Origin of the sequence: Paenibacillus sp. MAEPY2, from assembly GCF_000499205.1 — a bacterium.
GTDB classification, from domain to species: domain Bacteria; phylum Bacillota; class Bacilli; order Paenibacillales; family Paenibacillaceae; genus Paenibacillus; species Paenibacillus vandeheii.
The window spans coordinates 1-13,186 of the sequence record NZ_AWUK01000033.1; the positions used below are offsets into that span (position 1 = coordinate 1).

Annotated in this window: 13 protein-coding genes; 2 read left to right on the forward strand and 11 right to left on the reverse strand. The window is 45.2% G+C overall.

Annotated elements, in window-relative coordinates; all coding sequences use genetic code 11:
* Nucleotides 1-66: 66 nt before the first annotated feature.
* The 4 genes from yunB to zwf all read right to left on the reverse strand — a co-directional run bounded on the left by yunB (nucleotide 67) and on the right by zwf (nucleotide 4,631).
* Complete coding sequence (gene yunB, locus P364_RS0124410; protein WP_024632667.1) at nucleotides 67-942, reverse strand: sporulation protein YunB; 876 nt, start codon at nucleotides 940-942, stop codon at nucleotides 67-69.
* A 206-nt stretch (nucleotides 943-1,148) separates the two neighbouring features.
* Entirely contained in the window at nucleotides 1,149-1,793 is a 645-nt protein-coding gene (fsa, locus tag P364_RS0124415; protein WP_024632668.1) for a fructose-6-phosphate aldolase, read from the reverse strand.
* An 86-nt stretch (nucleotides 1,794-1,879) separates the two neighbouring features.
* On the reverse strand, nucleotides 1,880-2,773 hold the full coding sequence (gene gnd, locus P364_RS0124420; protein WP_024632669.1) for a phosphogluconate dehydrogenase (NAD(+)-dependent, decarboxylating): 894 nt from the start codon (nucleotides 2,771-2,773) through the stop codon (nucleotides 1,880-1,882).
* Nucleotides 2,774-3,176: 403 nt separating this feature from the next.
* Entirely contained in the window at nucleotides 3,177-4,631 is a 1,455-nt protein-coding gene (gene zwf / locus P364_RS0124425) for a glucose-6-phosphate dehydrogenase (protein WP_024632670.1), read from the reverse strand.
* A 415-nt stretch (nucleotides 4,632-5,046) separates the two neighbouring features.
* Between zwf and P364_RS0124430 the strand changes: the two genes are divergently transcribed.
* A complete protein-coding gene (locus P364_RS0124430; RefSeq protein WP_024632671.1) occupies nucleotides 5,047-5,367 on the forward strand; it encodes a winged helix-turn-helix transcriptional regulator in 321 nt (106 codons plus the stop codon).
* A 26-nt stretch (nucleotides 5,368-5,393) separates the two neighbouring features.
* Here P364_RS0124430 and P364_RS38790 read toward each other — a convergent pair whose 3' ends face one another.
* From P364_RS38790 to P364_RS0124440, 3 genes are read right to left on the reverse strand one after another with little or no spacing between them, the layout of a single operon-like run.
* Complete coding sequence (locus P364_RS38790) at nucleotides 5,394-5,564, reverse strand: AraC family transcriptional regulator (RefSeq protein ID WP_161634266.1); 171 nt, start codon at nucleotides 5,562-5,564, stop codon at nucleotides 5,394-5,396.
* Nucleotides 5,536-5,808 carry an AraC family transcriptional regulator gene (locus P364_RS35620; RefSeq protein WP_161634265.1) on the reverse strand — a complete coding sequence of 91 codons (273 nt, stop codon included), beginning with the start codon at nucleotides 5,806-5,808 and terminating at the stop codon, nucleotides 5,536-5,538. Before P364_RS35620 ends, P364_RS38790 begins: the two co-directional genes overlap by 29 nt.
* Nucleotides 5,792-6,286: an AraC family ligand binding domain-containing protein gene (locus tag P364_RS0124440; protein WP_024632673.1), complete on the reverse strand. Its 495-nt coding sequence runs from the start codon at nucleotides 6,284-6,286 to the stop codon at nucleotides 5,792-5,794. Before P364_RS0124440 ends, P364_RS35620 begins: the two co-directional genes overlap by 17 nt.
* A gap of 142 nt (nucleotides 6,287-6,428) precedes the next feature.
* Between P364_RS0124440 and P364_RS0124445 the strand changes: the two genes are divergently transcribed.
* On the forward strand, nucleotides 6,429-7,556 hold the full coding sequence (locus P364_RS0124445; RefSeq protein ID WP_024632674.1) for a glycoside hydrolase family 88 protein: 1,128 nt from the start codon (nucleotides 6,429-6,431) through the stop codon (nucleotides 7,554-7,556).
* Between the two features lie 180 nt (nucleotides 7,557-7,736).
* On the opposite strand, the gene P364_RS0124450 is transcribed toward P364_RS0124445, so the two are convergent.
* The 4 genes from P364_RS0124450 to P364_RS0124465 all read right to left on the reverse strand — a co-directional run bounded on the left by P364_RS0124450 (nucleotide 7,737) and on the right by P364_RS0124465 (nucleotide 13,175).
* On the reverse strand, nucleotides 7,737-8,012 hold the full coding sequence (locus tag P364_RS0124450) for a hypothetical protein (RefSeq protein ID WP_024632675.1): 276 nt from the start codon (nucleotides 8,010-8,012) through the stop codon (nucleotides 7,737-7,739).
* A 32-nt stretch (nucleotides 8,013-8,044) separates the two neighbouring features.
* Nucleotides 8,045-9,352, reverse strand: a complete 1,308-nt coding sequence (locus P364_RS0124455; RefSeq protein ID WP_024632676.1) for a lipase family protein — start codon at nucleotides 9,350-9,352, stop codon at nucleotides 8,045-8,047.
* Nucleotides 9,353-9,373: 21 nt separating this feature from the next.
* Nucleotides 9,374-9,661: a hypothetical protein gene (locus P364_RS0124460; RefSeq protein WP_024632677.1), complete on the reverse strand. Its 288-nt coding sequence runs from the start codon at nucleotides 9,659-9,661 to the stop codon at nucleotides 9,374-9,376.
* Nucleotides 9,662-9,836: 175 nt separating this feature from the next.
* A complete protein-coding gene (locus P364_RS0124465) occupies nucleotides 9,837-13,175 on the reverse strand; it encodes a DUF5704 domain-containing protein (protein ID WP_024632678.1) in 3,339 nt (1,112 codons plus the stop codon).
* Between the last annotated feature and the right edge of the window lie 11 nt (nucleotides 13,176-13,186).

Sequence of the window (13,186 nt, forward strand, 5' to 3'; positions counted from 1 at the left end):
ATTCGTTTTGCAGGGCTCTCATTAAGAGGCCCCTTTTTTTATTCGATATTTGCCTTTGATTCTTCATTAGTGGTTCACATCCACGTCAAGCTGCAAACCCTCATTTGGATCTGACAAATCCGGCTCAACCTCCAATTCATTTCCGTTCAGACCGTTTGCTGGAGCCTGCTGTTGATTGGGAGAGGTTGAATTAGGCGTCCCTCCATGACCACTGGACACACCCGTCTGACCCGATGGCAGAGCTATAGCGGGTGCATTGCTGCCGTTGCTGCCCACCGGCTTGCCCTGATTATCGTAGTAGTACATCGGCACATCGCCCACTACCAGCAGGTAGGATATCGGAATTTCCGTATCAACAGTCTCGGGTTCCATGTCAAAGGGCACCACCACCGCAACTTCGGCAATGATGTGAATGTACACTTCCACCAGAATCATGTTAATTCCCGCATTCTGCTGACGTGTGTTCAGATCCACCTTAACGGCTCCCTGAGGCTCAATACGAACCGGTATACTTGGACCAAAGGATGCCAGTACCGGACTGCCCAACGCCTGCCCCAGCGGTATTTTTTCTTTTAACATATGCACGTTCTGCAAAGTGGACTGCACAATGTTCATCGTACTCGCGGTAATCCGCATATGCTCATCGTAATTCAGCATGAATCCGGACACTTTCCCAGCCGTATCGGTTTTCCAGTCGATCAGTCCCTCGGTGGATTTGCCTTCGGAAACCTGCGCTGTAATGGCCTTGTTGATCGCTTCCGTTGCAATTTGCTTTACTCTGATCTTGGCCAGATGCATGATGGGCGGTTTCATTTTCTTATCAACATAGGCAAAACCTTGCATCAAACAGAAGGCTGTTACCAATACAATAATCAACCACATTTTGCGCCTGCCACTTGGCGGCTTGCGGCGTCTTCGGCTTCGCCATCGTCTTCTCATCATCGGGCGTCCCTCCCCTGCGGGATGAGCTATAGGCTATATACTATCCTTATGCACTGTTGTCCCGAAAAAGAAGGACAGCACCTGCTCGTACGCCGATATCATCATGTACAAACCAAAAAAGCCTTCCGCCAGCAGATTTGTCTGCAAGGTGGAAGGCTTTTTTATAGAATACGGCTCTGAGATTCCAGGCCATTGCCTACATTTTATTATTTCGGAACGGATTCCCAATCTTTCAGGAAGCGCTCAATGCCGCTGTCTGTCAGTGGGTGTTTCCACAATGTTGGCAGGAGCGAGCCCGGAATAGTGGCGATATGCGCACCGGAAAGTGCTGCATCCTCCACATGTTTGATATTACGAATGCTTGCTGCAATAATTTCGGAAGGCAGATCGTACGTATCCAGAATGAGACGCAGATCTCGAATCAGCTTCATGCCATCCACCGCAATATCATCCAGACGGCCAACAAATGGACTGATGTAGGTTGCACCAGCTTTCGCCGCCATCAGACCCTGTGCTGCGGAGAAGATCAGCGTTACATTGGTTTTAATTCCTTTTTGCGTCAGTTCATGACAAGCATAGAGTCCATCTTCGGTCATCGGTAGTTTAATCACTACATTCGGTGCCCACTCAGCAATTTCATAAGCTTCCTTCAACATATCCTCGGCTTTAAGTCCGATCACTTCAGCACTGACCGGGCCTTTCACAACGCCACAGATCTCCTGAATCACTTCTTTAAATACGCGACCTTCTTTGGCAATCAAAGACGGGTTGGTCGTGACTCCATCTACCAGACCAAGACGTTCGATCCGTTTGATTTCTTCAACATTACCTGTATCTAAGAAAAATTTCATGATATGTTCCCTCCACTTGATGAATTTGTAAACAGCTATACTCATCATTACCCGATTATCCGTATATGTTAACAGTTATATATGAATTAATTTTTTTCTACAGCGTGGCCGCCAAATTCATTACGCAATGCTGCGACAACTTTACCTGTGAATGTGTCTGTTTCCAGGGAGCGATAACGCATCAACAGGGACAAGGCGATAACTGGCGTAGCAGTTTGCAGGTCAAATGCTGTTTCAACTGTCCAACGTCCTTCACCGGAAGAATGCATAACCCCTTTGATTTCATCCAGGTTCGCATCTTTGGAGAATGCACGCTCTGTCAATTCCATCAACCATGAACGGATAACGGAACCGTTGTTCCATACACGGGCCACTTGTTCGAAGTCGAAATCAAAGCCGCTTTTCTCCAATACGTCGAAGCCTTCACCAATGGAAGCCATCATACCGTACTCGATACCGTTGTGAACCATTTTCAGGAAGTGACCGCTACCTGCTTTACCAGCATACAGGTAACCATTTTCAACGGAAGTATCCTTGAACGCAGGCTCAACGACTGCCCAAGCTTCAGGATCGCCACCGATCATGTAACATGCGCCATTACGTGCGCCTTCCATACCACCGGATGTACCAGCATCCATGTAGTGAATGCCTTTAGGTTTCATTTCTTCGTAACGACGGATGGACTCTTTGTAGTGTGAGTTACCCGCTTCAATGATGATGTCCCCTTGGGACAACAGTGGGCTTACTTCAGCCAATACAGCGTCAACCACGTTGTGGGGAACCATGATCCACAATACGCGAGGGGATTCAAGGGAAGCGACCATTTCTGCATAGGAAGATACGCCTGTTGCACCATATTCTTTCATTTCATTTACAGCTTCAGCGTTAAGGTCAAAAGCAACCACTTCATGTTTGTGGTCAATCAGGTTTCTGCCCAAGTTCAATCCCATTTTACCTAATCCAATAAGTCCAAGTTTCATTGCTAAGTTCCTCCTGTTATGAACATTTCTAATTTTATCTGGCCAATTCCAAAATAAGTGCTTAACCATGTGGCGCAGCAGCCGTTCCGGTTACGAATCGTTCTTTCGATCGCTGTTGTCTCCATATTTTTTTGATTAATAATGTTAATTGTTAAAATATAGAGACAAAGGCGAACGCTTCGCTTCTTCAGAATCGATTTCGTCTCCTTCACTCCTCGCGCGTAATTGTTATGAACTGATTTAGATTGAGCCAACTAATCTATATCAAAAATTTTCGCGGCCTTCCGGGTATTACCGGAAGGACTTATGCAAAATTGGAACGGTGTACTTTATTAAAATTTGCATATTATCGAGCAAAACGAATCGTACGTTATTTTCTCTTTTGCTCACTATTTCGTTTCACTTACCACCAACGGTAGCCGTTCTCTGCGATCAGACGATCTGCGGACTCAGGTCCTTGCGAACCTGCGCTGTACGTATCCAGTGGCACACTGCCTTCCTGGAATGCTTCCAGGATCGGTTGTACCCACTGCCAAGCCAGTTCAACTTCGTTCCAGTGAGCGAAGAATGTAGAATCGCCACGCATCGCGTCAAAGATCAGGTTTTCGTAAGCTTCCGGAATGTTGCGTTCACCTGAGTTGAAGTTCATATGCATTGGTTCCACTTCACCTTGGTTGAGTGGGTTTTTCGCATTCAATTGAAGCGAGATGCTTTCCTTCGGACCAATTTCAATTGTCAGCAGGTTAGGCTCCGTTGTATTTTCGGATTCATGACCTGTTTTGAGCGGAGCCTTGAATTCAACAACAATTCTGGTCGATTTTTCAGCCAGGCGTTTGCCTGTACGAATGTAAAATGGAACCTCGCTCCAGAATGGATCATCGATCCACAGTCTCGCGGCAACATAAGTCTCATTCTGAGAACCAGCTGGAATACCAGGCTCGTCCAAATATCCCACAACAGGAGTACCTTGCAGTTCGCCTGCTCCGTATTGAGCACGAACGACTTCGGAAGCGATATTCTCTTTCGTCAATGGACGAAGAGCTTCAGCGATCTTCTGCTTTTTGAATTGAATTTCTTCAGGTGTGCAGCGTTTTGGCAAATGCAAACCAATCATCATCAGCAATTGAAGCATATGGTTTTGGAACATGTCACGAAGGGCACCGCTTTGGTCATAATACGCGGCACGTTCTTCTACGCCAACCGTTTCACTCGCCGTAATCTGTACATTGGCAATATAACGGTTGGACCACAAAGCCTGAATGACCGGATTTGCGTAGGTAAGAGTTTCAATATTTTGTACCATCGGTTTACCAAGGAAATGGTCAATACGGTAAATTTCTTCTTCTGCAAAAGTATTGCTGAGTTTTTCATTCAGTTCACGCGCAGATTGCAGATCGTGTCCGAATGGTTTTTCGATGATGAGTTTCTTCCAGCCTTTGGTGTTACCCAAGCCGCTTTCTTGAATGTTCAGGGCGATGGGCTCAAAGAATTCCGGTGCTACCGACATGTAGAACATGCGATTTTCGGGAATATTCAGCTCTTGTTCACGCTTCTGAACCAGTTCCAGCAATTTGGTGTAATCTTCAAGCTTCGTATTATTTAACGAACAATAACGGAAAGCTCCAATGAAATCGCGAACCTGAGCTTCTTCTTCCGGTGTTTGACGGGAGAAGGTATGCAGTGACTTTTCAACATTCGCTTGGAAGTCAGCATCCGACAATTCGCGCCGTCCAAGACCGATAACGGAGAAGGATTTTGGCATTTTTGAATCAATGTACAAATTATATAGTGCAGGATAAATCTTGCGTTTGGCTAAATCGCCTGTTGCCCCGAAGAGGACAAATGTCATTGCGTCCATTGGAGTGCCTCCTGTGATCTGTGCAGTATAGTATATGATGATGCAAAATGTTCAAATCCAAGCATGACAAAAGACGGAATTAGTGGGGGAGTTCCCCGCCTTACCTCCGCTTGTGTATCCGACCTGAATTAAACATGGAACATTCCTTCTCTCCACAACCTTAATCAAGGTTATAAATTGTAACCAATTGAATTGACGTTACCCATATTACACCTGTCGTCACAATTCGTCAACAATCGTGTCCAACCTGTGAACACCAGTGTTTATAGGGTTTTTATTTAATGTTAACGCTTTATGTGGTAACATTAAGAACAATTGGTATGTGACATTTTACACATAGGGCTTGTGGACACTCAGGTTACAATAAGTATACTAATGCTATAATAAGCATAACTAAACCAAAGGAGCACTTTTTATGAGCGATGATGAGAATGCCAAGCAAATATGCGAAAAGGTGGAACAGTCTTATCAGATCATTGGCCGGAAATGGGTAGCCCTCATTATTCATACATTAATGGAAGAACCCAAACGATTCAGTGAAATTCACGCTTATATCCCGGACCTGAGCAAACGGGTACTTAATGAACGAATGAAGGAACTGGAGGAAGAGGGACTTGTCGTGCGTCATGTGGTTACGGAACGCCCTGTTCGGACAGAATATATGTTGTCACGCAAAGGTACAGAGCTGGGGCGCGCATTAAGCGCCGTGGAACGGTGGGCAGATAAGTGGCTGTAGCAATACTGACGCTACTTTTAGTAACATCAGCAGTTAACCTTATGTGATTTAATGTCTGCTGCTGCGTTCAAAATGCAGCCGTACTGTAGCGGAGTGGTTCCCGCAGTTTTGCGAAATAATTGAATGAAGTAAGATACATTTGGGAATCCCGAACGCCTGCCAACCTCTTCAACGGACAGAGTTGTCGTTTCCAGCACAGAAATAAGCCTGCTTGAGCCTTCGGGCTGTGACGTAGTCCGTTATACTGCTTCCTGTTTCTTGCTGAAAGATACGGGAAGCATAAGACTTGGATAAGTGGATATCGTCTGCCATATGATTCAGCTTGATTTCATCTGTGTAGTGTTCTTCAATCCAATGCATCATCTTCTCCGCATGTCTTAATTGACGTGACTCGTCCAAGTGTGGTTGACTCGCCTGATCCCCGTCATTTTGTTGATCCAAATCCATAACATTCAATAGTTGTAGCAAAAACAGCACCGATTCCTCCCCCAACCCGACTGCGTGACTGGTGATAACTTCTGTATACCCAATCCATCTGATCCACAGATAAACTCAAATCAAAAACCTGCTGTTGATTCCTTCCTTTCCATAACCTCGAAAAAAAAGCACGGCGATGCGGGAACGCTTCCAAATATCGGTCCATTACAATGGGCTCTACATAGAAAATGTTCCTTTCATACGGTGTATCTGGATGAACCTCGGCATAGACGTGATGCAGCTGATATGGCTGAAAAAAGAAGAGCATGCCTTTACGAATGGGATAGGTATGATTATTCAATACCACAATGCCCTGCCCTTCATGGACATAGAGAATTTCCCCGCATTGATGCCAATGATAATATCCTTTGAATTCGTTTACCGATTTAATTTGATAATCCCACACCAAAGTATTTCCCTCAAAGTCCACAGGTTCAAACACTCTCGTTCCCCCTTTTTCACAATGACAACAGAGCAACATTTCTTCATATCCTAACACAACTTTTAAGGTTTTTAAAAAGATATAATCTCCTTATAGGAAAGCGTTATCTTTACTTTCTAATTAACCTTAAGGAGGTAATCTCATGGCCAAGGCAGAATCCGCTGTAACTACGACATATTGGCAGGAAGTCATGCAGAAGCTGGAAAACAAATTGCCCGAGATGAAAAAAAACATTGGGAATAAATGTCCTCATTTTGCCGGCGATGATGGGAAGTATGATAACATCAACACCGATTGGTGGGTTTCAGGTTTCTGGCCGGGTATGCTGTGGATTATTTACGATATGACAGGAGAGGAAAGCTACCGGGATGCGGCATGGTCGTGGGATGAAACTTTGGAGCAATGGTTTATAAGTTCAACAGGAGAGCTTCATCACGATGTTGGCTTCCAGTTTCTCTCTACTGCTGTTATCAAACATAAAATTACAGGTGATGAAGACGCTCTCAGACGTGGTCTGGAGGCAGCCAATTTCCTTGCAGGACGCTATTATCCGGTCGGCAAATTCATTCGTGCGTGGAATGAAGACAAATACGGATGGGCCATCATTGATTGCATGCTGAATATCTCTTTGTTGTTCTGGGCTTCAGAAGTGACGGGAGATCCCCGCTACAAACATATTGCCATTAGCCATGCAGAGACGACCATGCAGTATGGTGTTCGTGAAGACGGATCGACCAAACATATCCTTTCCTTTGACCCGGAGGATGGTCGTTATATTGAATGTTTTGGCGGACAGGGATATGCTCCTGAATCCTCATGGAGTCGTGGTACCTCATGGGGATTATACGGATTCGCCAATACGTATCGTTATACCCAGGATGAGCGTTTCCTGAACACAGCAAAACGAATCGCCCATTACTTTATTGCTGCGCTGCCAGAGGATCATGTACCTTACTGGGATTTCAGACTTCCGACTTTGGAGGATCAGTCCCGAGATAGCTCTGCAGCAGCAATCGCCGCATCCGGTCTGCTGGAGCTGGCCACCGCCGTTCCTGAAGGTGAAAAACGACTCTATGCCGATGCAGCCGAACGAATCCTACGTTCCTTAACAGAGAACTATGCGGTCTGGGATCAGCCAGAGCATGAATCGATTCTGCTGCATGCCACAGGCAGCGGCAATTCCTTCATTGATGTCTCCCTGATCTATGGAGATTATTATTATCTGGAGGCCATCGCGAAGTTGAATGGATGGAAACATCGGGTGTATTGATTTTGTTTTGTGAGTACTCAAAAAAAAGATGCCAATTCTCACTTTAATGTGGGGTGGCATCTTTTCTTGATGTTTATAACTTGTGGCCCATATGACAATTAATGATTCGTTTATGAATAAGATCTAGTCGCCCACGAGGACATTCTATGTAAAATATAAACTTGAAACCTCAAACTACAATTAATAACTTCCATCCGCTTCCTTTATTCTCTGTATCGCATCTAACATTTCCTGTTTCTGTTTGAGAAGTATTTGGGTCTTGGTATCCAACTGATAAAAGAAAACTTCCACCTTGATCCGAAGTTTATCGGCTGATTGTCCCTTCCAGGTGTTTAGCTTCTCATACAATACTCGTGCTTCTCTCTCGTTTTCTCTCAATTCACGAAGAATAAGATCCAACTCCTGTTCAGCCTGTAGTAACTGATCCAAATCCATGGCTATACTGTTTCCACTCATTTACATCTTCCTGCCTTTCTACTCAATGTCGGTTAGGCTCCCGTTCCACTATCGGCCTGGATAAATAAATCCGCCTTGTTCTGGATATAATCTACAAGATCAGAGGTATGTTCCAGATGCCATTCATCCAGTTGCTTAATACTCATCTGCAAATCCCACACAATCGGCACAAGCCTCTGACTATGACTGCTCTCGGTATACTCGAAAAAGTTCCGTTGGATCCTTTCGAAGGTACGACTCATATCCTGCGCTTGCCGACTCCATTTCCCTGCAATCTCTTTCAATTCTTCTGGCGTAAGCTCAATGGTTCCTGCGGAATATCCACCAACAACGCTAACTACCGACTTGAAGCCTTTAGATAGAGTATCCCATGCTTCACGTGCACGATCCAGGATGTTATGATCCGAAGGTTTCCGCGGAGAGAAACTTACTCGTTCTCCCGTAATTTCATCATACAATGGATTATTGATATATCCATCGTCATCGAAGCTATAATGCTTCATATCGTGATATCCAGGACCATCCTCAAATAATGTATCCCTCACCTTGGCCCAAACATTCATCCCATAGTTCTCATTTGCATCTGCATAATTTGAATTAATAAGAAGCGTAGATCCCACATGCCGCTCATAACCATCAAAGAGGCCACTCGCAATACCATCGCCAGGATGTATGAAATTGGTTACTTGTCCATCGAACGCCCCTTCCTCGGCTTTCCTTCTCATCTCTGGCGTCAACGCGGCCACAACAGTTGGGGCACTAAAAGTGACCGCGTCGAGTCCCGTGTACACCGCTGCATATTGCGCATTTCCCCCACCTAGGGAATGCCCCGTAAGAGTGAAATCTGCATCGGGATACTTACTTTGCATCTCTTTCACATAATCTTCGGCTTCGTACAATTGATTATCCGGTCCGAATTCTTTATCTATACTTTTCCCCGTGTCCCCAAACAAGTTATTAAGCCACGTAATTCCTAGTGCATCTTCGGTGCCCTGAATAACCCCACTCCAGGATTCAGGCCATGGATTGTATTTTCTATCAAACGTAGCTCCTATTTCGGGTAGGCCAATATTTAGAACGTCCGCTTTTAGATCAGGATAAGCTCTCTCCAGAGGAGCACTTCCCTCGGTTCCCCGGAAAGCTATGACGGCTTGTTTCGTTTCTGGATTATAGAAGGTGACAGCGTCCATGCCAGATGAATTATGTTGTTGGTCTAGAACTTCCCAGCCAGGAAGAACTCCTATTTTCTTACCAGTTTCATAATCCTTATATGCTTCTTGTGACATTTTCTTATAAACAAGATCAGTAATTTCTCTATTATTAGAACTATCTTTATCCATTATAAAGTCCACCTTTCATTATCAGTCCAATTTATAAGGATCGTAACCTTCGGTTAACAAGAATTCTTCTAATTCTGGGCTAAAACTAAATGACTCCGTCCGATTCTCTTCATAATTAATAGACACATTAAAAGACTGTTCTTCATGTTGAGAAACATAGCCATAAAAAGTAACCCAACTCATTGCCATTTTAGGCTGCATTTGTTTCCTAGTAATTGTCACATCCAAGTCATAAGTATCCTTTAAGTACTGAATGGCAATGGCTTCCGAGCGCTCCATAATTTCTTGATCTTTATCTTTTGTATCCACTCTTGAACACCCTCCTAAAATAAAAACTATCATCATGGTCAATGTAACTATCTTTATCATCCGGGACACAACCATCCCTCACTTTATCAATCTATTTGTAAATAGATCGAAGAAACCCTCGTGTAAAAGGATTCCTTCGATCAGGATCTAATCCTAAAACTAACTTGCTTTTTCTTTAATGCGGTACCTGCGCACTGAAATCATCCCGGCTGGAACGATCCGCATGGTAGAACACCACGTCTCCGTCCCGCAGGGTGAAGCTGTTGCCATAGCTATCCTCCACTTGACGATCAAAGCCTTCCATCATCCATTGATTCATCAGCGGGGCATGGATGTATTGAAGATGCGGAGCCGACAGATTTCCTTCTCGAATGGACTCGAAGTTAAAGTTCACCACGATATACCCATCTTTCAAGAAGATTGGTGATTTAGCATCCAATCCGCCATGCGTACGTCCATACTCAGCCAAGTTCGTTCCCGCTTGCACCACATAGGGCTCGGCGGGCAAACTGTATTCCCCATACCACTGTTGAATGGATGCATTCGCACGGAGGACATCTGCGCTGGCGGTCGTTGGAATATTCGTTTTCGGACCAATAAATGTCCGCAACTGTTCTGGCATCAAGAGTAGGCTATACCCACCTACCGGGGTTTTCATTTTCGTGAATTTGTCTCGGTAGTACTCCTGATACGCTCGTTCACTCATCATCCCTGGATGAATTTCACCATATCGGTTGTATTTGTACGTCGCTGTATCTCGTAGTTGTTCGGACGGGACTTGACGCAGCCGATCGTTCAGAATCACAAATCGTTTCACCTGATCCTCTGCCGAACCAATGCGAATAAAGTTACGCTGGTTGGTCGAGTAATACAGATCCACTGGTACTCTGGTGTTTCCATCCTTGCTCACAAAGTCAAAGGTTGGCGTGAGACGAATGCCGTCTCGCGGGCCAAACATGTTGCCTTTGGTTTTAAAGTCAAACTTGAAGTGATATCCAGTCTTCACCGCCACATTCTGGTACCCTTGCAGTGGGTGACTGCCCGGGCGAATCGGGACGGTAAACTGGGGTTTGTTGCCCCGCTTGTCCCCGTCAATATCCTGCGTGCCCGTCCAGTAACTGATCCAGGTGGGCGCAATGCTATTTTTGAAACGGCGGAAGACCAGCTCCCAGTTATAGTCGGCGATATCGGTAATCTCAAAGTCGTATAACCTCCCAATGACTTCTACGGATACCTCATCGGAGGCGACGTGGTAGTACAAGTCCGTATTGGCATCGGGCTGAGCGTCGACTTCCGGCTGCGTACTAAAATCAGACGGCGCGTTTTCGGCAATATTACGAAATTCCACCTGGTAGTCTCCTTCATCTACCCACACCGGGAGATAGAACGTCGTATCCAGTACAGGTACCTGGATGTCGATCCACGTATTTCGCGGAACAAATTGTGTTCGGTCGGCGCTGTACACATCAAAAGGAAACCGCACTTGTTTAATCCGATAATATTTAGCGTAATCCCGATTGCCATATCCCGGGTAGGACCCATCATCCAGATGCTGGCCGCTGGTCGGGATGCGTACCGTGAACGGTCGTTCCAAAATGAGGGCGGACCGGTTCATGTTCGGCACTGTTTTCTGGTTATGTGGCTGATCATCCGAAACGAGCGAGTAGTTTACCACCGGCGTATGTACGGTAACGGTGTTGATACCATAGATATCGAACTCTTGGTCATCACCTCCATTCACACTGTTATCCATTAAGGTATAACGAATGGTACCCTCGCTGATGGTATCTTGTTTGTTCGCCTTACTGATTGGAATATAGTTATAGGGACTATATAATACATTCTCATCAATCTGCACGGGAACTGGAATTTCGCCGGGCTGTGGGCCGGATTCAGGGGACCGCTGCGGATCCATAACCGTCCCTCCATTAAAGTAAAAGGCATCATTCTCTACCTCTACATCAGGGACTGCCTCCTCAGCCACACTCTGTAGATCTTCATCGGGCGGGGAGGGTCGATCCTTTCCTCCCGTTTTTGTGCCAGGCGGAGCTGTGACTTTGACTGGATTGGGTGGCGGATAATAATACCCCGTCGTTTCCGCCTGAAAATCCGGTGGGACATAACCTTCGGGTTGCAACGTGATTTGTCCAGATCCAAAAGCATAATTGATTAGCGTCGCCTCATCGATGCTGTATACACTTAACGTATCAATCGTCCAGTAATCGTACGGACGCTCGACAGTATATTGCTTCGTCACCGTTTCTTCCGCTTCCTGCGGATCTGGAACTTCCCTCTCATTACCCTCCGCATCTTTCTCAGTCTTCTTCGGATCCCACTTCAGGGTCCATATTTTCTCAACATCAAACTGATATGTACATGTGCCTGTCATCTGTACAAAGGTATGTTCAAACAAATAATCCCGACTAAATACGTTTCCGTACAGGCTTTCGGAGGTAGGAATCCCCTTGAGCACATCAAAAGCTTCATTGCCCCGTTGATCTGCCTTAATCATGGCGGTCACGAGTGGATCCATGTACTTACCCTCCAACGTTCGTCCTGGAACGGGCTCAGTACAAACATTATCAGGTATCGTTGGACCATCTCCGTTTTTTAACTTGTAATAGAAGTATACATAATAGTAAGGATACTTTCCGTTATAGATGAACTTGCCCGGATCCCCCTGAGATCGACTTCCACCACTCGGCGCAGCAACGGTACTTTTCTTATAACCTTCGTATGTATATTTCTCTCCGGGTGCTGTGTGGGTATAACTATATTCCTTATCTTTCTCCAGCTTTTCTTCCTTATCCCTAAACCCGTCAACGCCATCCAGACTCTGACCGGTTATTGTCCAATGTTTGACTATCGCCTTACCTTCTTCAGGTTCAAGCTCAATTGTAAAGAGGGTTGGGAAGAAGTATTGCCAGCCTTCTACGTTTCGCCCAAAAGTCTTACCATCATCTTCTTCCTCTGCCCTTCGATCGACGGCTCCATTTCTAGCAGTAAGAACACCATCTTTAACCAAGACTTCTTTACTTCCTATATTGGTGCCTTTTCCAACAGGAGGTGACTCTCTGTATGAGTACGTAACATTAGAAGTAGCATTCCAATAGTATTCCTGATTTTTATCTCTCAATTCTCCAGATCTAGATTTATTAAAAGTATCGTTAGCAAGCGTCCAATTGAAATCAAAAGGTTTTACTGTAATATCCTTGATCTTTCGACCGGATCCAAATTTAAACTCGTAAGTCCCTCCATCCACCGTGGGAACTTTAGATCCGGGATGATGACCAGCACCAGTCCATTGCCCGGAAGTGTTACTCCAAACCTCGTAATACACCATACCTACAAAATAATAAATATTCGATTTAGCTGGGTCTGGATCTTGCAATAAACGACTTGAGCTAATTGAAAAAACGGCTGCTTCGGCTTGTCCTGGACGAAATGTAAATATGGCAAGTACAGAAGATATAATAAGTACCAAACTGAGTAATGAGCTAATCGTTCGTTTCATCCTGACCGGCC

What these genes read in the sequence shown, in the direction of transcription:
- yunB (WP_024632667.1), bottom strand. Translation starts at nt 942, where the DNA reads ATGATGAGAAGACGATGGCGAAGCCGAAGACGCCGCAAGCCGCCAAGT.
- fsa (WP_024632668.1), bottom strand. Translation starts at nt 1,793, where the DNA reads ATGAAATTTTTCTTAGATACAGGTAATGTTGAAGAAATCAAACGGATC.
- gnd (WP_024632669.1), bottom strand. Translation starts at nt 2,773, where the DNA reads ATGAAACTTGGACTTATTGGATTAGGTAAAATGGGATTGAACTTGGGC.
- zwf (WP_024632670.1), bottom strand. Translation starts at nt 4,631, where the DNA reads ATGGACGCAATGACATTTGTCCTCTTCGGGGCAACAGGCGATTTAGCC.
- P364_RS0124430 (WP_024632671.1), top strand. Translation starts at nt 5,047, where the DNA reads ATGAGCGATGATGAGAATGCCAAGCAAATATGCGAAAAGGTGGAACAG.
- P364_RS0124445 (WP_024632674.1), top strand. Translation starts at nt 6,429, where the DNA reads ATGGCCAAGGCAGAATCCGCTGTAACTACGACATATTGGCAGGAAGTC.
- P364_RS0124450 (WP_024632675.1), bottom strand. Translation starts at nt 8,012, where the DNA reads ATGAGTGGAAACAGTATAGCCATGGATTTGGATCAGTTACTACAGGCT.
- P364_RS0124455 (WP_024632676.1), bottom strand. Translation starts at nt 9,352, where the DNA reads ATGGATAAAGATAGTTCTAATAATAGAGAAATTACTGATCTTGTTTAT.
- P364_RS0124465 (WP_024632678.1), bottom strand. Translation starts at nt 13,175, where the DNA reads ATGAAACGAACGATTAGCTCATTACTCAGTTTGGTACTTATTATATCT.